This window comes from Puniceibacterium sp. IMCC21224 (assembly GCF_001038505.1).
Lineage (GTDB): Bacteria > Pseudomonadota > Alphaproteobacteria > Rhodobacterales > Rhodobacteraceae > Puniceibacterium.
Map to the genome: position 1 here is coordinate 86,525 of NZ_LDPY01000002.1, position 17,536 is coordinate 104,060.

Genomic DNA, 17,536 nt, shown 5'->3' on the forward strand with positions numbered 1-17,536 from the left:
CGTTGACTATAGCTACGCGACCAGAGACCCCTCACCGGATGAGGCGCGTCACACCCTAACCCTGCGCAGGTATGCGCAATCTGCGAGCTATGGCTTGGCTGTTGGGTTACGACGTTGTCCTTTCCCCCGTCATACAGCCGGGATTCTCTGTTGTCAGACGAACAGGAAATCCGCGACGCTCAGGTCCGTCGCAGTGACGCCGAGCACCTGGATAACGTGGCCGTCGTAGGTCATTGTCACGCTTTGCTGTCCGTCGATGACAGCGTCGGTGATGTTCAGCGCGTCAACCCTGCCTTGCAGACCGGTGCCCGGCGCGTTGGCGATTCCTGTCATCCGGAACATATCGGCCCCGTCCTGAAAATCGGTGATCAGATCCAGTTCAGAGGCGTTAAAGCTGTTGAAAATAAACTGATCGGCACCTGCCCCTCCGGCCATCGTGTCATCGCCGGCACCGCCGTTGATCAGATCGTTCCCCTGCCCGCCAAAAATAAGGTCGTGACGTCCCCCCCCGGCAAGGAAATCGTCGCCGAGTCCGCCGCGGATAATGTCATCGCCTTCACCGCCGCCGATATCGTCGTTGCCGTCGCCGCCGATCAGGCTGTCACGGCCAGTGCCACCGCCCAGGCTGTCATCCCCCGCACCACCATTGACGGTATCATTGCCAAAGCTGGCACCCATCGTGTCGTTACCGTCGCCGCCAGCCGTGGAATCATCCCCCGGGCCACCGTTTACAATGTCATTGCCGGTGCCCCCATCCATGACATCGTCATCCTGACCGCCGCCCATGGTGTCATTGCCCGCGCCACCGTTCATGGTATCGTTGCCGGTGCCCCCGCCCATATTGTCATTGCCCCCGCCCCCCGTCACGACATCGTTGCCATCCGACCCGGACAGCCTGTCATCGCCCAGCCCGCCATCAAGAGTGTCGTCACCAACGCCGCCCGCCGCAATGTCATCACCCGCGCCAGCGTTGATGACATCAGCCCCCTCAAGGCCGTCAATCGTGTCCGCGCCGTCCGAGCCTGTGATTGTGTCCGCTGCCGTTGTGCCCGCAGTCGAAACTGCTGCGGCGATGATCCCCTCCAGGCCCCCTGCCGCTGGCGTTCCTGTGAACAGCTCCATGGCATAATCAGCGATGATCGCCTTTAAAACGGTGGCCTGCTGCGTGATCAGAGGCAGCGAACGGTTTTCCAGCCGCTGCTCGGCCTGGATCTGGATGTTCAGGGTGCCATCACCAGACAGTGTTTCAAGCACAAGATCAGGTTCATTCGCGCCAATCTGGGCCGCGTTGCCATTTTCGGCCACGGCATTGATGCGCTCAACATTCACACCCAGCGCTACCGCTACGCTGTCGGTGTCCGCGACGGCTGTCGCGTCGCTGCCGTTATCCGCAACAGAAACCGAGGTCGAGGTGGTCTCGGCCGTCGCTGTCGCTGATCCACTGTCGCTCGACGCGGCAGACGCCGAGGACAGAGACAGTGCCGTGGCCAGGGCACTCGCTCCGTTGCTGGCAATCGCCAGCGTGTCGGATGTGTCCACCGCAGTGGCCGCAGCGGCACTGCCATTTTCAGCCAGAGCGTTGGCGATGGAATTGTCCTGACTGCTCGCAGAGGCGTTGCCGCCCGCTCGGCCAAGACTGGTCGCGGAACTTGTATCCTCGGATGTACTGACGGAGGTCGCACCAGACTCGGCGCGGGCCGTCGCAACCGAAGCCGTCTGGGCCGACGCGGTTGCATTGCTGCCGGAAACGGCGTCAGCGTCCGCGGCGCTTTGCCCAAGTGCCGAGGCGACTGCGCCAGAACCGGTTGTCGAAGTTGCGGACGCGGCAGACCCATCAGCCGCAACCGCGTCCGACGTCGCGCCGGTTTCTGCGACGGCGTTTGCAACGGAATCTGTGGTCGCAGTCGCTGTCGCGGTGCCATCGAACGTCGCCACTGCCGCTGTTGTGGAATTGTCCGCCGCCGTCGACAGCGCGTATCCCAAAGTGGCGCGCGCCGTGGCCGTGCTGTTATCCACTGCTGTGGCCGAAACAAGGGTCGCCGCAGGACTGCTGCCATCATCAAAGAACGCCGTCAGTGCGACATACGTTGTGGTCGCGAAATTGAACCCCTCCAGAACTGTAGCAAGTCCGCCGTCGACGCTGATCCTGGTCAGGGACACTTCTGCTGCGTCTTCGCCCACCTCGACTTGGGCCGCCAGTTGATCCGGCGCGCCTGCTGTCGGCATCAACTCGATGGTGATGTCTCGTGGTGCTTCACCTGCATCTGCCGCCTCTACCTGATAGGTCAGCATACCCGTGCCGCCGCCGTCTCCGATGCTATAATCGATCTCGATGGTGACCGGGCTGTCACCGCTGCCTAGCCCGTCAAACGGTGCCGTGTCGATCTGGAATGTGCCCTGTGTGCCCGCGCCGCTGACATAGGAAAACCCGGCGGCGTCGGGCGTGACGACCGAGCCATTTACGCGTGCGCCGGTCAGCGTGAATTGGTCCGCGTTCTGCGTGGCCGCCGCCCCTTGAACACGCTCGACCACATCCGCAAATACAAAGGTGACATCGGTGCCGCGATACAGCGCGCCAAAATTCAGAATGGTGCCATCTACTAAAATCACAATCTTCTCCTAATATGAGATTGACGGAAAATCATCATGTAGAGCGGGCTGTATTTCATGCCCGGTGAACTCAATTTACGAATTTTTCGACACGAAACGCTTTTGACATCGGCACGGAAATTTTCGATGCGAAACTCCACTGTCAGCCTGCCAACTTCCGGCAGTCCGATCAAGGTTTTCTTCAAGGCGGTGTTGAGTTCGGACGACATCAGGATTGGCGATGGACGTTGGCAATTGGGCAGCCCGCACTGGATCTCTGATGTCTCGAGGGGATCCCATCGCCGGGTATCCTGTGCAGGCCGGTCGCCACATGTGTCATCCGCGCCTGCCAACGCCCGCTCGGCGCATTTCATCGGAAAACTGGTCCGATGTTACTGGTCCAAGTCGCCAAGCTCTTCTAAGCTGATCGCGCATACATCAGACAATCATACGGATTGACCAATATGAACACCACTCTGGCACCAGGCGCAATCGAACCCTTTGAGCTGTTTGCGATCAGCTATGCGCGTCATTCCCAGCGCACCAACAAGGATAATTTTATCGGCGGAGATTTCCACGAATCGTCAGACCTCGCTTATTATGTGTGGGTCGCGCGGCGCGGGGATCGCCTGTTCCTGATTGACACCGGCTTTGGCCCGGATGCGGCGGCAGCGCGTGGGCGTGAACTGTTTCAGACGCCAGCGCAACGCTTGCGCGGTTTCGGCATAGACCCGGCGCAGATCGACGATGTCATTCTCACCCACCTTCATTATGATCATGCCGGCACGCTTGCGGATTTTCCCAAGGCCACCTTTCATGTTCAGGATTCCGAGGCGGCCTATGCGACGGGACGCTGCATGTGCCACGGCTACCTGCGGCAGCCGTTTGATGTCGAGGATATCGTTTCTTACGTTCGCCACCTGTATGGCGGACGCGTCGCGTTTCACGACGGCATCAGCCAGTTGGCGGACGGTCTGTCGCTACACCGTATCGGTGGCCATTCCGCGGGGCTACAGGTGGTGCGGGTCTGGACCCGGCGTGGCTGGGTGGTCATCGCGTCGGACGCCTCGCACCTTTATGCCAATCTGAACGACGCAAACCCGTTTCCTGTTGTCTACGACGTTGCCTCAATGTTGGAGGGGTTCCGAACAGTGGTGCGCCTTGCCGATTCTGAGGATCACGTCATTCCCGGGCACGATCCAATGGTCATGACCCTTTACCCGCCGGTCGCTGCGGATCTGGAGGGACAGGTTTTTCGCCTGGATGTGCCGCCAAAAGTCTGAGACCTATTCGAGCTGATGCGGCAACCAAAGAACAATCTCGGGCACCGTATAGATCAGGGCCAGGAATGCTACGATCACAGCGACAAAGGGCATGACGCCATAGACGATTTCCCTCATCGGGGGGGAGTCGCTGGACACACCGCGCAGGATGAACAGGATGATCCCCACCGGTGGCGTCACCAGCCCGAGTTCGATCATGATGACCAGAAACACCCCGAACCAAAGGGGATCAACCCCGATCGACATCATCAAGGGAAAGGTCACCGGCAGGGTCATCAGCATCATCGAAATCGATTCGATGAACATGCCCAGCAGGACATAGATCGCGGCGATGATCGTCACCACCAGCCACGGCGAAAGCTCGGCCGCGGAAAAGACCGATACAAGCGTCTTGGGGATGCGCATGAAATCAAAGACCCAGCTCATGATCGCGGCCCCGACCACGATGAGCAGCAGAAACGACGTGATGCGCACAGTCTCAATCGCGGTGTCATAGAGCGCGCGCCATGTCAGCATCCCGCGCGCAAGGCAGATCACCAGTGACGCAGCTACGCCCACTCCGCCGGCTTCGCTGGGCGTGGCAACACCAGCATAGAGCGACCCCAGGACGGCCACGATCACCAGGATGAACGGCAGGACCGACAGTGAACCGCGAAGCTTTTCTTTCATCGAATAGGAATCGCCGCGCGGCGTGGCTGCAGGCTGAAAAAACGACCATGCGGTGACGCAGGCCATGAACCCCAGGCTCAGAAGAAGCCCCGGCACAACACCGGCCACAAAAAGCTGCGTGACCGGCACGCCCACGGTCGTCCCGTAGATGATCATCGCGATGCTGGGTGGGATCAGAATCCCGAGCGTCGCCCCCGCAGCAACAACGCCGTAGGTCAGACGCGTGCTGTACCCACGCGATATCATCTCGGGGCAGGCAACCTTGCCCATGGTTGCGGCAGTTGCAAGGCTCGACCCAGAAACGGCGGCAAAAACCGCCGAGGCACCGACCGTGGCGTGGGCGATACCGCCCGGTGTCCGCCCGAACCAGCGGGTCAGTGAATCAAACAGCTCTCGGGTCACGCCGCTGCGGATCAGCAACGCCCCCATCAGCACGAACATCGGCACAGCGGTCAGGGTGAAGGTGTTCACACTATTCCAGGACCGCTCAGCCAAAAGCGATAGCTGTGGACGAGGCATCAGAAATATCAGTCCAAGCAGACCCACAAGTCCCAGTGTCAGGGCCACCCGGACCCCGAGGATAAGCAGCGCAAAAAGACACCCGACAAGGAGCAGGCTTTGAACCAGCAACCCGGCACCGCTCGCCAGCCAGAAAACTGTACCCGAGCCTACGATGATCGCGGCAAGCACGCCACAAAGCCGGGGACCGTTTAGCAACAGACAGGCGCCAAGTACGGCGGTCACGATCGCGGCAGAGCCGAGGTCGACACGCAGCTTTGCGATTGCAACCGGGCGGTCCCCCAACGCCAGCAGCAGCAAGAACAGCGCCAGAAAGAGCAGCACGACACCGATTTCGCGGGCGCGGGATGCGATACTGTCACGGAAAATGTCGGCGAGGATGGACCAGAAGAACGCGATATAGCCCAAGGTCACGAACAGCTCGGGGATCCATTGCGGCGTGCCAAGCAGACCCCAATCCCGTGTTCCATTGACGTATTCGGACCAGTTGAACGCCGCCATCTGCCAGCCCGTGAACAGAACAAACGTCAGACCCAGCCAGTTTGTCAAATGTTCGAGGCCGCGACGCGACTCCCCGTTGATATTGGTGATGAGCAGCTCAACTTGTACATGATCGCCGCTGCGCTGTGCCTTGGCGAGACCCAGAAAGGTCATCCCGACAAGCAGATAGGTCGCAATGTCGCTGCCCCAGTAGGTGGGTTCGTTCAGCACGTATCTTGAGAAGATTTCGAAACAGACGATGCAGGTCATAACCAAAAGCGCCAGGGCGCTAAGTACGCCGGTGGCCTCGGTGATCCTGTCGATTGTGGTTACAATAGCCGATGGCTTTGGCTGACCTGTGTCGGCCACATCTTCAGTGAACACGCTTCTCTCCCCAGTCAATGGACCACGACCCCGGCACTGAGGGTCGGGATATCAAATGGGCTTGCCTATTGCAATGTTATGTATGATCGTAAGACAATGTTAGTCATACAATCACAAAAAATTTGAAACTAGCATCCTGCCCCCACTCACGACAGGGCTTAGCAGAATCTGAACCGAAAGAGGAGGAGAACCGAAATGCTTTCAAGACTCTCAAATAGGAATCGCCGACACAGGGCTTCGAACAGGCTAACAAGCGCCTGCGCATCCATACTTGTTGCTGCAGGCATGCAGTTGGGCGTGGTCGGCGCTGCCGCTGCGCAGGACATGGACCTGACCATGGGCATCCTGTCCACCCCGAATTCGCTTTACCTCAAGATGATGGAAGAGGTGCCCGGGCGGTTTGAGCGCGCCACTGGTGGTAAGGTCAAGGTGACGCTGAACGATTCGCTTGTCGGCGGAACGCAGATCACGGCCTCTGTGCGCGACGGGCGCGTGCCCATGTCCGGCGCGCTGCACACCTATCTCGCTGCCGAAGAGCCGCGTCTTGGTGTGTTCAACCTGCCCGGACTTATCAACAATATGGCCGAGTATGCCTATCTCTGTAACGCCTTCTGGTGTGGCGACGTTGAGAACCTCTGGGCCGAAAAGTGGAACTCGGTGGTGTTGGCAGAGGGGGCCTGGTGCAGCCAGGCGCTATTCTCGACCGAGCCGATTCGCACGCTCGAGGATTTCAAGGGCAAGAAACTGCGCGTTCACAATCCGCAGACCGCGTCACTGATGGAGGCGCTTGGCGCAAAGCCGTCGCCACTGCCCCTGTCCGAAGTTGCCCCGGCATTGCAACGTGGCGTGATCGACGGTGTATTCACGTCGACCTGCTATGGCAACGGGCAGGAATACTGGCGCGTCGCCCCCAACGTGCAGAACTGGAAAATCGGCCCGATCACCGGCTGGGTCGTCATTATGAACAAAGATATCTGGGACGAAATCCCCGAAGACCAGCAGACCGCGATCCGCGCCGAAATGAAGAGCCTTGAGAACGAAGCGCTCTATAATTTCTATAGCGTCGTGAATGCCGCTGTGGACGAGATGAAAGCCGAGGGCATCGAGCTGTGGACCGCACCGCAATCCGAGGTGGACCGCGTCACCGCACCGGAATACTCGGACGCGGCATATCAATCCTTTTATGATCGCGCCAAGGAAGTTGGATTTGACGGCGAAGCCTATGTCGAGAAAGCGCGTCGCGTCCTGGGCAAGTGAATAAAAATGGCCCGCCCTTTGCAAGGCGGGCCATTTTTCCATAGACATTCGTTGGGGTCAGATACCCTGAGTCGCGCCGCCATCCACGATAAACGTCGCACCGGTGATATACCCGGCCTCAGCCGAGCAGAGATATCGCACCATCGAGGCAATATCGCCGGGCGTGCCATAGGCTCCGATACCCAGATCGTCGCGCATCTGCTGCATTGCATCCTCACGCGTCAGTCCGGCCTGAGCGGCGAAAGTGTCAATGCGTCGCGCCAGACGGTCGGTTTCGATATGTCCGGGGCAGACCACGTTGACCCGTGGTGCCCTTGGCCGCTTGGACACTGCCTTGGAAAAGTTGATCAAAGCGGCATTCACGGGCCCGCCGATACTGAACTGCGGCTCTGGCGTCTGCGCACCAATGCCGGAAATGTTGACGACGCAGCCCCGGCTGTCCTCAAGGGATGTCCACGCCGCACGACAAAATCGCACCGTCGCATGATATTTCAGGGCAAAGCCTGACAGGTGCAAATCGTCCTCAAGGTCCAGAAAATCGCCACGCTGGGTGTCCCCGGCATTGTTGACCAGAATGTCGATACGCCCAAAGGCTTCGATCACCTGGGCGATGACGGCGCCCGGGGCCTCGGGCTGGCTCAGATCGGCAGGCAGCACGAGGCTGCCCCCGGCGCCACGCTCTTTCGCCTCGGTCGCAACCTCGGCCAGTGCTTTTGGGTCGCGTGCCGTGAGGGCAAGGATGCAACCCTCTTCGGCCAGGGCCAATGCGATGGCGCGGCCAAGGCCGCGACTGGCGCCTGTTACGACGGCGACGCGTGGACGTGTCTCAGTCATGGTCTATTCCCTTTCGAAAACATGTCCGGACCTCAGCTATTGGTCACTGCCGGTACTTCGTGCTTGGCCCATTCCTCGATCACACACATGATCCGCGTCATGTCGACGTCATAGCCCAGATGATCGCGCGTCAGGTTCAGCATCTGACGCACAGCGGTGCCGACGGGCATCGGCACACCCATCCTGTCAGCCTCTTCAAGGCATAGACGTGCGTCCTTGGCCGATAGGCCGATGGCCATGCCGAAATCGAACTTGCGCGACAGCATGTGCTTGGGAAACTTGTCTGTCGTCGTGGTGTTGCGGCCCGAGCCGGCGTTGAACACACTGAGCATTGCCTCCGGGTCAAGCCCGGACTTGGCGCCCAGCACCATCGCCTCGGAGGTGATTGCCAGTGCGGCTGTGGACATGAGGTTGTTGAGCACCTTCATGGTCTGGCCCTGCCCCGCGGCGGTTCCGACGGCGAAAACCTTGCCAAGGTTTTCAAGCGCCGGGACAAGTGGCTTTGTCACATCCTCGGGGCCCGCAAGCATCAGCGCCAGGGTGCCGGCCTGCGCCCCCTCGGCCCCGCCGCTGACCGGACAATCGACGAACGTACGCCCCGCCTGCATGACGTTGGCGGCGATATCCTTGGCAGCTTGGGGTCCGGTGGTCGAAAGATCGACGATCACCTTGGCGCCGTCCGCCGACAACAGGCCATTCGGCCCGCAAACCACAGCAGTCACCACATCCGGCGTCGGCAGTGACAACAGCACGACAGGCGCCTGTGCGGCCCCCTCGGGTCCCGATCCGGCCAGCGCCGCACCTGCTTTGCTGATCGCCTTGCAGGCGGCATCACTCGGGTCGAATGCAATGACGGAATATCCCGCCTGTATGAGACGGGCCGCCATTGGCCGCCCCATCGTTCCGAGTCCGATAAAGCAAAAGTCGTAGGTGTTCACGTCGATATCCCGTCATTGTGGTTTGGCCATGGAAGTAAAGTAATGCACGCGCCTGGCCAGTTGCATATGTTTGTATAATCATCATACAATTTTTTGAGTGTCAATGATTGACCTTCCCCTGAAACCCGGTATGAATCGGCTAGTGCTAGATTGTATGACTGGATGATTGACTTCTTCACAGCCGATGCGCGATCCGCACTTCGCCCGGCCAACAAAAGGCCCGTATTCTGGGAGGAATATCAGATGATTGATCAGACTAGGCGCAAACTTATTTTGCACAGCACGGCAACTGCACTTGTCGGTTTCACCGCATTTCCGGCGATCGCTCAGGATACGCTGGGCAGCCCTGACTGGAATTATGAGATCGTCCTTGGCGGCGGGTCAGCGACTGGGAATTCGCGTGTTCTGGCGGGCGCGCTTGGCAAAATCATCACCGAAAACGTACAGGGTGTCCGTGCCAGCGGCGCGGTATCGCCAGGGTTCGACGCCGAAAGCGCCATTCATACCCATGAGGGCGCCTGGCACGGTGGCGTGGGTACGCCGCTGACCATCCAGAACGCGGTCAAAGGTGTCGCCCCCTTCCCCAGCGAGGGCATCGGCCTGAACCTGTGGTTCTACCACAATGAAGTTCCCCTGAACGTCCTGGCGCGAACAGATACCGGCTTTACCAGCATTGCCGACCTGAAGGGGGCGACGGTTGCGTTGGCACCCAAGGGGACGTCAAACTATCAACTGAGCGAAATTGTGTTCGCCGACAATGGCGTATCGATTGATGACATCACCGTTCGGTATATGGATACGTCAGAGGCCATTTCGCAGCTTCAGAACGGCAATATCGACGCGATGTCCTATGTCCGCGACTTCTCTGGCGCGGTCCTCGAACTGACAACGTCGCGCGAGGTGACGCTGCTGCAACCAACCGAGGAAGCGTCGGCCAAGATCGCAGAGCAACTGCCGTGGTCCGGGCCGGTAGACTGGCCGTTTGTCAAGGAATATCCGGGCATGAACGTGCCGGCGCCGGGGCAGGTCTTTGTCTCGCCCGAGTTCATGTTCCTTGATTCTGATCTGCCCAACGATCTGGTCTACGCGATGACACGGGCGGTCTGGGAAAACATCGAAACGGTGAACCGCAGTTCGAAAGTATTCGAGAACGTCAACCTTCAGGAAGCCCTGAAACGTGTGCCGATCCCGCCGCATCCGGGTGCTCTGAAATACTACAAGGAAATGGATGTCCCCGGCTGGGAGGAATACCAGGATCTCTTGCCCAGCGAGTGATCCGTACCGGCACGGGGCATCGTTCCCGTGCCGCCCGACATCCCGGCCCTTCGCTCCAGTGGATACTTTCGAATGAACACCCAAGACACGAGCACTTCACAGGCATCTGACACCGCCGCGCCGTTGGTGGCAGATAGCCTTGACCTGACGCAAAAGCGCGGGCCACTCTGGAACTTTGCGACGGGCGCCATTTCGCTCGTGCTGTTCCTGTATCCGATGTACTGCGGCTTTTTCGGCGGACCTCCGTCGCTTGAATACCGGCCAACCTACCTGCTGCTGATCATGGTGCTTACGGTGGTGATCCTGCCGTCAAAGATCTTTCCGCGGCATTCCGTAGGTGAATGGGCGCTGAACGCGGTGATCCTTGCCGGTGCCGCTGCCTGCGTTTGGGTGGCGATGAGCTGGCTGGACTTCGCTCTCGTCTTTTCGTTGTCCCTGGCGGAAAAGCTGGGCTGCGCGCTGCTGATCCTTGGCGCGATGGAGATGACGCGGCGAACGGCAGTGAAGCCGATGAATTATGTGGCCGTCGTTGCCATTCTTTATGCTCTGTTCGGCTATATGCTGCCCAATCTGTTCGGGCACGCGGGGCTGAGCGTAGACCGCCTGCTCTGGAGCCAGATCTTTTCGACCGACGGACTCTTTGGCACGCCGCTGGCCATCGGTGCGAACTACATCGGCCTCTTTGTCTTTTTCGCGGCGCTGCTGGATTGCAGCGGTGGCGGGCAGAAGTTCATGAACTTCACCCTCGCCATCGCCGGGCGTTTCCAGGGGGGACCGGCAAAGGTCGCGATTCTTGCCAGTGCGCTCATGGGGATGATGTCAGGCAGTGCCGTAACCAACATCGTCACAACAGGTGTCATCACCATTCCGATGATGAAACGCGTGGGCTATCGGAAATCCTTTGCCGCTGCGGTCGAAGCGACGGCATCTCTCGGCAGTCAGATCACCCCGCCGATCCTGGGTGCGACGGCGTTTCTGATGAGCGAAATCACCGGTTATCCGCTGATCACCATCATGGGCCTGACGCTGGTGCCCTGCCTGCTGTTCTATTTCTGTATCTTCGCTCAGGTGCACCTCGCGTCGCTCAAGTATGATATTGAACGACTCGATCCGGTCGAACTGCCCAATCTGCGCCGGGCGAGCCTTGAGGTTATTCCGTTCTTTGTGCCGATCATCGTGCTGATCGTACTGCTGTGGAAGCGCTATTCAGCCGACTACGCGGTATCGTTGTCGATCATCGCATTCCTCGCTGTGTGCCTTTTGACCCGCGAGACGCGCAACAGCCTGATCGCCAACTTTATGAATGGTCTGCGGCAGGGCGCGGCCACCTGCATCCCGCTTGTCGGTTCGCTGGCGATTGCCGGTGTGATCATCGGTGTTCTGACCATGACCGGTCTTGGCGATCGGCTGTCCTACCTGATCGAGATCGTGTCGGGCGGCAACCTGCACATCATGATCGTGATGACAGCAATCACCTGCATGCTTCTTGGCATGGGTATGGTCACCGTCGGTGCCTATGTGCTGGTTGCCGTGACAGTGGCACCGCTGATGGTCGATCTGGGCGTTGAACTGATCGTGGCACACCTCTTTATCTTTTACTTCGCGGTGATGAGTGCGATCAGTCCACCCGTGATGGTCGGGGTCTTTGCCGCCGCATCCATCGCCGGTGCCGATCCGATCCGCACCGCAATCCATGCGCTGCGCCTGTCCATTGTCGGTTTCGTGGTGCCGTTCATCTTTATCTACGATCCGCAGATTCTGATGATCGGCGGCGTGACGCTGCATGGGCTTTATATGTTGGCATCGGTCTTTGTCGGGGTTCTGGCGCTGGCCATCGGGTTTGAGCGTTATACCTTCTACCGCCGAATCCCGGTGTGGCACGCCTGCCTTTTTATCGCGGCAGCAGTGATCACCATGATCCCGACCATCTTTCTAAGCACGATGGGCCTGCTCGCAATCGCCGCCATGCTCGGCTTTGAATACGCAATCCGGGGGCGCCAAACCACAGCACATGACGCAAGCGGAACACACAATTGAGACCTGGGAGTTATACGATATGAGCAAGAAAAGCGTCGGCCTGATCGGCATCGGTATGATGGGCGATCCGATGGCCCGAAACATGATCAACGCCGGATTTGACGTAGTGTTGTGCGATACAAACGCCGCCAAAGCCAAAGGGTTGGCCGATGAAATCGGGGCGCGGGTCAGTGCAACGCCTGCGGATCTGGCGAAAGAGGTTTCGACGATCATCACCATGCTGCCCAACAGCGCCATCGTGGGCGATGTGCTGTTTGGTCAGACCGGCTTTGCTGATGTGGCCAGCGCTGGCAGCCTTGTCATCGACATGAGCTCGGGCGACCCGCACGCCACCATAGGTTTCGGCGAACGCCTCGCGACTTTGGGCCTGCGGTTGATAGACGCGCCGGTCTCGGGTGGTGTCCCTCGCGCGAAATCCGGGTCCCTGACCATCATGGTCGGCGGCGACCTGGCCGCCTTCGGCGAAGTCGAGGAGCTGCTGAATTCAATGGGCACCCCGACCCATGTTGGGATCCTCGGTGCGGGTCAGGCGATGAAGGCGCTCAACAACCTCGTCTCGGCAGGTGGCTTCCTCATCGGGATCGAAGCCCTGCTGATCGGGCAAAAGTTTGGTCTGGCACCTGACCTGATGGTGGACATCATCAACAGCTCGTCCGGCATGAACAACTCGACCAAAAACAAGTTCAAGCAATATGTGCTGTCACGTGATTTCGATGCCGGCGGCTTTGCGTTGTCCCTGATGGCGAAGGACGTGGGTATCGCAATGAGCGTCGCCCACGCGACCAAGACCCCCGCCCCGTTTTCAGCCATGTGCGCCGAGGTTTGGGGCGCGGCGTCTAACATGCTGGGCTCAAAGGCGGACCATACCGCAATCACCCAGATGTGCGAGACATTCGCCGGGCTGGAGCTTGAGAAGACCGAGGGAGGCAAGGGATGACCAACCGTTCGGCCCAATTCCGGGCGCTCTTTCAGCAGGGTCCGTTTGTCTGCATGGGGGCGCATGACGCCCTGACCGCCAAATTGGCCGAAGAGGCCGGAGCCAAGGCGATCTATGTCAGCGGTTTTGCCGCCTCCGCCATTGTCGCGGCGGCGCCGGACACTGGTGTGTTGACGCGGGACGAGATGTTCGACCACATCCGCCGCGTCCACCGTGGCACTTCGCTGCCGATCTTTGCCGATGCGGACACGGGGTATGGCAGCATCGCGGACGCGGTGAAAACCATGCAAATGTGGGAGGATGCAGGCGCCTCGGTTCTTCACCTCGAAGATCAGCAGATGCCCAAGAAATGTGGGCATTTCCCAGGCAAAGAACTGATCCCCAAAGAGGAGATGGCCGAAAAGATTGCTGCCATGCTGGCCGTGCGGCAAGACCCGGATTTCTTTTTTGTCGCTCGCACCGACGCGATCGCCGTAACCGGACTCGAGGATGCCATCGCGCGGCTTAAAACCTATGCCGCCGCAGGGGCCGATGGGCTATACGCGGACGCCCCCGAAGATATTGGCCAGATGAAGGAGTTGGCGCAGGAAATCAGACCCCTGGGCAAACCCCTGCTGTTCAACATGGCCCGATCCGGTAAGAGCCCGGTCCTGACCATGGACGAAGCCTATGCGCTTGGGTTCGACTATTGCCTTTGCCCCATCGAGCCGATGCTGACGGTCCACAAGGCTGTGGGCGACATGATGCGCAGGTTCATGGCCTCACCCAGCACCGATACGATCGCATCCGGCATGACGGACTTTCACGATTTCAACCGCTTTGTCGGCGAACCCACCGAACCTTGAACTGATCCACACGACCCGGACAGCAAAGACCCCAAAAAAGGAGTTAACCCATGAGTATCGATCCTAACAACGAGAGCGAACTGTTCAACAAGGGCCTTGGCATCCGGCGCGAAGTGCTGGGGACCGCACATGTGGACCGTTCGCTGGCCGCCGCCGACGATTTCACTGCACCGATCCAGCGCCTCGTGACCGAATATTGCTGGGGAGAGATCTGGGGACGCCCCGGTCTGCCGCGTGAAATGCGCAGCGTCATCAATCTGGCGATGCTGTCGGCGCTGAACCGGCCCCATGAGGTGCGCCTGCATGTCCGCGGCGCGATCAACAACGGCGTCAGCCGCGAGACCATACAGGAAATCCTGCTTCAGGTCGCGATCTATTGCGGCGTGCCTGCGTCGCTCGACAGCATGAAGGTCTGCGCTGAGGTCTTCAAAGAGATGGACGAAGAGGCCGCAGCTTCAAGCTGAAGCGCGGTTCAGGGAAGGAACGGACATGAACGATCTCAGCAGGATGCTGGCACACAGCATTGTGACCAGCCAAGCCGCATCGGTAGGACCCGAGACGTCGAAAGAGGCGCATCGTGCCCTCGTCAACTATATCGGCTGTGCCCTTGGCGGCGCCGATCACCCGGCGATGGACATCACATTCGATGCCCTTGGTGGCTTTTCGGGCCCCGGCGCAGCGGGGGTCATTGGGCGGCCAGAAAAGGTGGATGTACCTTTCGCAGCGCTGCTCAACGGTCTGAGCTCGCATATCCACGATTTCGACGACACGACGCCCAGCAACTACATTCACCCGACCTCTCCCGTTGCCTCGGCGTTGTTCGCCTGGGCGGCGGCGACGCCGGTGTCGGGCCGCGACTTTCTGCACGCCTTTGCCTTGGGATTCGACACTGTCACGCGGATCGGAGACGCAACCTATCCGAACCACTACAAGGCGGGGTGGCACAGCACGAGTTCGATCGGGGTCTTCGGCGCCGCCGTGGCGATCGGCAAGCTGATGGGACTGAATGAACAACAGATGCTCTGGGCCATTGGTCTGGCGGCGACCCAGGCCTCGGGTTTGCGGGACAATTTCGGATCAATGGCAAAGGGCTTTCACCCTGGTCACGCCGCACGTTGCGGTATCGAGGCAGCCTGCCTGGCGCGGGCCGGATTTACCACAGGAACGACACCCCTGGAGGGCCCGCGCGGTTTCGCGGCAGTTACGTCCGGGGGGCTGCTGGACGCCGCGAACTTTACCGATGGGCTGGGAACCTCCTACCGGTTCGAGGGCAATACCTACAAACCCTACCCATGCGGGATCGTTATCCATCCCACGATCGAGGTCTGCAGCACATTCCACGACGAGGGACTGGTTCCGGACAAGATCAAGGCGGTCGAGGTGAAAGTCGCGCCGCTGGTGCGGGATTTATGCGACCTACGCCCCAGCAGTGGCCTGCAAGGCAAGTTTTCCATCTATCATGCGGCGGCTATTGGCCTGGTTCGCGGACAGGGTCGCCTTTCGGAATTCACCGACGAAGCTGTGTCTGATCCCCGGATCGCAGCGATGCGGGACAAGGTAACCGCCGTGGCGGACAGCACCGTCGGTGAGGATTCGGTTCGGGTTATCATCACTATGGACGACGGACAGAAGATCGAAAAATTCCTCGGTGCTTCGCTCGGAAATCTGGTGAGACCTCTGAGCGACGCACAGCTTGATGAGAAGTTCCTGAACCAGGTCGGCGTTGTCTCTGGCGATCAGGCCCGCAAGGTTCTGGAACGCTGTTGGGCCATTGGCGATATGAAAAACGTTGGCGATCTTGTGCAGGCCTGTGTCACAGGCTGAGCCGGGATCGGACGGAAACCGCTGCGGTCGCCATTCAACTTTCGCTGTCCTCGATAAGCGGAATGGCGGCGGCGGCGGCATTTCTGACATGAAGCAGAGCCAGCTCATTTGCCTTTTCAATATCCCGCGCTGTCAGGGCATCCACAAGGGCGGTCAGCTCCTTGATGCTTTCCTTGATCCGCCCCGGCGCCTTGAGCGAGGTCGCCCGCAGCAGAGTGATGCGCGAATTCAGCATATATATGCATTTTCCAAGCGCTTCGTTGTTCGCCCCCTCAACCAGGCAATCATAGAACCTGTTCTTGGCGGCCAGACGCGCCTGCGGATCGGGCTTGCGTGATACGGTCCTTAGGTTCGACAGCGCGGCTTTTAACGCTTTGCGCTGCTCTTCGGTCGCGTTCTCTACGAACAGGCGGCAGGCCAGACTCTCCAGCTGCTGTCGCACCTCATAGATGCCCTCGGCCTGTTCGCGCGTGATCCGGGCGACAAAGGGGCCGCGATGCGGCTCTACGATTACCAGTCCTTCGGATTCAAGCTGACGCATGGCTTCCCTGACCAATGTCCGGCTGACCCCTGTCATCTCGCACAGTTCGCGCTCGGGCAGGTGATCGCCCGCCTTGAACCGCCCAACGGCTATGGCGTTGCGGATGCTTTCGGTCACACTAAAGCGCAGGGGCGCAGCAATGCGATCGACACGGAACATACTGTCTGAATTGGTCATGAACATGCCATCCTTTCTGCGGTGGTCGTTCTGAATGTTGAGCGGCCGTTTCGCCGAGAGTCGGCTATCATGAATTTCCCCTGTGCCGGTTTGCATCATACAATATTAGACCGGATTGCAATCAGGAAGCGAGCCTCTTCTACGCGGCAAGCCATCCGCCATCGATCGGAAAGACAGTTCCGGTAATATCGGCCCCGGCTGGGCCGCACAAAAATACCAGCGCCGCCCCGATGCTGTCTTCGGACACAAAGCGCCCTGTTGGGCTGCGCTCTTCGGCATAACGGCGTGCAAGGTCGTCGAAATCCTCACCGGATTGTTCGGCCATTCCTCGGATGCGGTCTAGGATCGCCTTGGTTCCGACAGAGCCGGGGCAGATCGCGTTGCAGGTCACACCTGACTTTGCCGTCTCGATCGCAATGGCGCGGGCCATACCGATAAGTGCCGTCTTTGTCGTGACATAGTCGATCCGGTTCTCGGCACCCCGCCAGCCATAGTAAGAAGAAATGTTAAAGATGCGCCCCCACTTGGAAGCCGTCATCCACGGCAGACACAGACGGCTGGCATTGAAGGCACCGGTGAGGTTGACGCTGATAGATCGATCCCAATGATCGGGATCAAACGCCTCTAGGGGTCCAAAGTGACGCACCACAGCGTTGTTGACCAGGATGTCGATACCGCCAAAGTGCTCCTTGGCGGTATCGACCATCCGCTCTACCTCGGCGCGCTGCCCCACATCCGCCGGGACGTAGATTGCAGATATACCGTAGTCCTCAGCGAGTTTCTGCGCCAGCGGCTGCTTTTCTTCGACGCAAGCGAGCCCGTTCAGTACCAGATTCGCGCCAGCAGCGGCGAGGTTCTCGGCCATGGCAAGCCCGAGTCCGCCTTCGGACCCGGTCACAAGCGCCGTCTTTCCCCGCAACGTCCCGGTCATTTCAAGTCGCGCCATA

At 59.6% G+C, this 17,536-nt stretch carries 15 protein-coding genes; 8 read left to right on the top strand and 7 right to left on the bottom strand.

Going from position 1 to position 17,536, the window contains the following annotated elements:
* Nucleotides 1-153 precede the first annotated feature (153 nt).
* Complete coding sequence (locus IMCC21224_RS27965; RefSeq protein ID WP_053079095.1) at nucleotides 154-2,610, bottom strand: calcium-binding protein; 2,457 nt, start codon at nucleotides 2,608-2,610, stop codon at nucleotides 154-156.
* The gene (locus IMCC21224_RS27970) at nucleotides 2,607-2,963 is read right to left on the bottom strand and encodes a hypothetical protein (protein WP_156178376.1); all 357 of its coding nucleotides are present in this window, start codon (nucleotides 2,961-2,963) and stop codon (nucleotides 2,607-2,609) included. Before IMCC21224_RS27970 ends, IMCC21224_RS27965 begins: the two co-directional genes overlap by 4 nt.
* A gap of 90 nt (nucleotides 2,964-3,053) precedes the next feature.
* Between IMCC21224_RS27970 and IMCC21224_RS19900 the strand changes: the two genes are divergently transcribed.
* Nucleotides 3,054-3,872 (top strand): N-acyl homoserine lactonase family protein, encoded by an 819-nt coding sequence (locus IMCC21224_RS19900; RefSeq protein WP_047997342.1) that lies wholly within the window; start codon nucleotides 3,054-3,056, stop codon nucleotides 3,870-3,872.
* Nucleotides 3,873-3,875: 3 nt separating this feature from the next.
* On the opposite strand, the gene IMCC21224_RS26695 is transcribed toward IMCC21224_RS19900, so the two are convergent.
* Nucleotides 3,876-5,924 carry a TRAP transporter large permease subunit gene (locus IMCC21224_RS26695; protein WP_053079096.1) on the bottom strand — a complete coding sequence of 683 codons (2,049 nt, stop codon included), beginning with the start codon at nucleotides 5,922-5,924 and terminating at the stop codon, nucleotides 3,876-3,878.
* A 297-nt stretch (nucleotides 5,925-6,221) separates the two neighbouring features.
* Here IMCC21224_RS26695 and dctP point away from each other — a divergent pair, with 297 nt between their 5' ends.
* Nucleotides 6,222-7,181, top strand: a complete 960-nt coding sequence (gene dctP / locus IMCC21224_RS19910; protein WP_231582158.1) for a TRAP transporter substrate-binding protein DctP — start codon at nucleotides 6,222-6,224, stop codon at nucleotides 7,179-7,181.
* A gap of 57 nt (nucleotides 7,182-7,238) precedes the next feature.
* Here dctP and IMCC21224_RS19915 read toward each other — a convergent pair whose 3' ends face one another.
* On the bottom strand, nucleotides 7,239-8,015 hold the full coding sequence (locus tag IMCC21224_RS19915; protein ID WP_047997344.1) for an SDR family oxidoreductase: 777 nt from the start codon (nucleotides 8,013-8,015) through the stop codon (nucleotides 7,239-7,241).
* 32 nt (nucleotides 8,016-8,047) lie between these two features.
* Nucleotides 8,048-8,953, bottom strand: coding sequence for an NAD(P)-dependent oxidoreductase (locus tag IMCC21224_RS19920; RefSeq protein ID WP_047997345.1), 906 nt, complete (start codon nucleotides 8,951-8,953; stop codon nucleotides 8,048-8,050).
* Nucleotides 8,954-9,196: 243 nt separating this feature from the next.
* Between IMCC21224_RS19920 and IMCC21224_RS19925 the strand changes: the two genes are divergently transcribed.
* The 6 genes from IMCC21224_RS19925 to IMCC21224_RS19950 all read left to right on the top strand — a co-directional run bounded on the left by IMCC21224_RS19925 (nucleotide 9,197) and on the right by IMCC21224_RS19950 (nucleotide 15,871).
* The gene (locus tag IMCC21224_RS19925; protein ID WP_197089256.1) at nucleotides 9,197-10,228 is read left to right on the top strand and encodes a TAXI family TRAP transporter solute-binding subunit; all 1,032 of its coding nucleotides are present in this window, start codon (nucleotides 9,197-9,199) and stop codon (nucleotides 10,226-10,228) included.
* 72 nt (nucleotides 10,229-10,300) lie between these two features.
* Nucleotides 10,301-12,265, top strand: a complete 1,965-nt coding sequence (locus IMCC21224_RS19930) for a TRAP transporter fused permease subunit (RefSeq protein WP_047997347.1) — start codon at nucleotides 10,301-10,303, stop codon at nucleotides 12,263-12,265.
* 19 nt (nucleotides 12,266-12,284) lie between these two features.
* On the top strand, nucleotides 12,285-13,202 hold the full coding sequence (locus tag IMCC21224_RS19935) for an NAD(P)-dependent oxidoreductase (protein ID WP_047997348.1): 918 nt from the start codon (nucleotides 12,285-12,287) through the stop codon (nucleotides 13,200-13,202).
* Entirely contained in the window at nucleotides 13,199-14,047 is an 849-nt protein-coding gene (locus IMCC21224_RS19940; RefSeq protein ID WP_047997349.1) for an oxaloacetate decarboxylase, read from the top strand. Before IMCC21224_RS19935 ends, IMCC21224_RS19940 begins: the two co-directional genes overlap by 4 nt.
* A 50-nt stretch (nucleotides 14,048-14,097) precedes the next feature.
* Entirely contained in the window at nucleotides 14,098-14,511 is a 414-nt protein-coding gene (gene pcaC, locus IMCC21224_RS19945) for a 4-carboxymuconolactone decarboxylase (protein WP_047997350.1), read from the top strand.
* Between the two features lie 25 nt (nucleotides 14,512-14,536).
* On the top strand, nucleotides 14,537-15,871 hold the full coding sequence (locus IMCC21224_RS19950) for an MmgE/PrpD family protein (RefSeq protein ID WP_047997351.1): 1,335 nt from the start codon (nucleotides 14,537-14,539) through the stop codon (nucleotides 15,869-15,871).
* A 34-nt stretch (nucleotides 15,872-15,905) separates the two neighbouring features.
* Here the strand turns inward: IMCC21224_RS19950 and IMCC21224_RS19955 are convergent, their stop codons facing one another.
* Nucleotides 15,906-16,589 (bottom strand): GntR family transcriptional regulator, encoded by a 684-nt coding sequence (locus tag IMCC21224_RS19955; protein ID WP_047997625.1) that lies wholly within the window; start codon nucleotides 16,587-16,589, stop codon nucleotides 15,906-15,908.
* Nucleotides 16,590-16,728: 139 nt separating this feature from the next.
* Nucleotides 16,729-17,535 carry an SDR family oxidoreductase gene (locus IMCC21224_RS19960; RefSeq protein ID WP_197089257.1) on the bottom strand — a complete coding sequence of 269 codons (807 nt, stop codon included), beginning with the start codon at nucleotides 17,533-17,535 and terminating at the stop codon, nucleotides 16,729-16,731.
* Nucleotide 17,536 lies beyond the last annotated feature (1 nt).